We start from the raw sequence: 1941 nt of genomic DNA, 5'->3' as shown, positions 1-1941 counted from the left end.
GCGGCGGCAGGTCCGTACAGACACCTTCGTACAGCTCGGCGGCCATGCCCACCGATTCGCCGAGCGTCGGGTGCGGATGGATCGTCTTGCCGATATCTTCCGCGTCCGCGCCCATTTCGACGGCGAGGCACACTTCGCTGATCAGGTCGCCCGCGTTCAGGCCGACGATCCCGCCGCCGATCACGCGATGGGTTTCCTCGTCGAAGATCAGCTTCGTGAAGCCTTCGTCGCGGCCGTTCGCGATCGCGCGGCCCGATGCGGCCCACGGGAACACCGCCTTGCCGTACTTGATGCCTTCGGCCTTGCACTGGTCTTCCGTCTTGCCGGCCCACGCCACTTCCGGATCGGTATACGCCACCGACGGGATCTGCAGCGCGTCGAAGTATGCCTTCTCGCCATGCGCGGCTTCCGCTGCGACGTGGCCTTCATGCACGGCCTTGTGCGCGAGCATCGGCTGGCCGACGACGTCACCGATCGCGAAGATGTGCGGGACGTTCGTGCGCATCTGCTTGTCGACGTCGATGAAGCCGCGGTCGGTGACCGCGACGCCTGCCTTGTCGGCGCCGATCTTCTTGCCGTTCGGGCTGCGGCCCACCGCGACCAGCACGAGGTCATAGCGCTGCGCTTCCGCCGGTGCCTTCTCGCCCTCGAACTTCACGTAGATGCCGTCTTCCTTCGCTTCCGCGCCGACCGTCTTGGTTTTCAGCATCATGTTGCCGAAGCGCTTCGCGTTGTACTTTTCCCAGACCTTCACGAGATCGCGGTCCGCGCCCATCATCAGGCCGTCCATCATTTCGACGACGTCGATCTCGGCGCCGAGCGTCGCGTACACCGTGGCCATTTCGAGGCCGATGATGCCGCCGCCGATCACGAGCATGCGCTTGGGCAGCTGGCGCAGTTCGAGTGCGCCGGTGGAATCGACGACACGCGGGTCTTCCGGCATGAACGGCAGCTTCACCGCCTGCGAGCCGGCGGCGATGATCGCCTGCTTGAACTTGACGACCTTCTTGCCGTTTTCGCCCTGCACTTCCATGTGGAACGGATCGACGAACGCGCCGACGCCGGTCACGACTTCGACCTTGCGTGCCTTCGCCATGCCGGCGAGGCCCGTCGTCAGTTTCTTGACGACGCCGCCCTTGAAGTCGCGCAGCTTGTCGAGATCGACTTGCGGCTGGCCGAACGTGATGCCGTGCGACGCGAGCGCCGCGGCTTCGTCGATGACGAGCGCCGTGTGCAGCAGCGCCTTCGACGGGATGCAGCCGACGTTCAGGCACACGCCGCCGAGCGTCGAGTAGCGTTCGACGAGCACGGTCTTCATGCCGAGGTCGGCTGCGCGAAACGCGGCCGAGTAGCCGCCGGGGCCGGCGCCGAGCACGAGCATGTCGCATTCGATGTCGGCGGAGCCGCTGTAGCTGCCGGCTTGCGGCGCGGGTGCCGGAGCGGCTGCGGCCGGTGCCGGCGCGGCGGCTGCCGGTTTCGCTGCCTCAGGTGCTTTCGCGGGTGCGGCGGCGCCTGCCGAGGCTTCCACGATGGCGATGACGGTGCCTTGCGAGACTTTCTCGCCGGCCTTGACCTTGACTTCCTTGACCGTGCCGGCGACGTCGCTGGGCACTTCCATGGAGGCCTTGTCCGATTCGAGCGTGATGAGCGTCTGCTCTTTTTCGATCACGTCGCCCGGCTTCACGTTGACTTCGATGACATCGACGCCGCTGAAATCGCCGATATCCGGAACCTTGACTTCGATGAGACTCATGTACGTCCCCTTCTTGTTTGGCTGCTGACAGAGGGAGAGGGCTCAACCGCTGAACGACGGCCTGACAAGAGAGCGCGACGCTGGGCAGGACCACCTTTGCCGTCCGCCCAAGGACGCGCCTTTCTTTTGGTTACTTTTCTTTGGAAGACAAAGAAAAGTGACCGCCGCCCCGCGCAGGGGCGACGCTA

General features: G+C 65.2%; 1 protein-coding gene. It reads right to left on the bottom strand.

The genetic code is table 11. The features are described 5' to 3' along the window. The coding region (gene lpdA, locus DIE06_RS37610) for a dihydrolipoyl dehydrogenase (protein WP_124665721.1) at positions 1-1753 on the bottom strand (1753 nt) is incomplete at its 3' end. Positions 1754-1941 lie beyond the last annotated feature (188 nt).

The organism is Burkholderia sp. Bp8998, from assembly GCF_003854235.1.
GTDB lineage: Bacteria > Pseudomonadota > Gammaproteobacteria > Burkholderiales > Burkholderiaceae > Burkholderia.
This window is presented reverse-complemented; position numbering and strand designations above follow the sequence as displayed.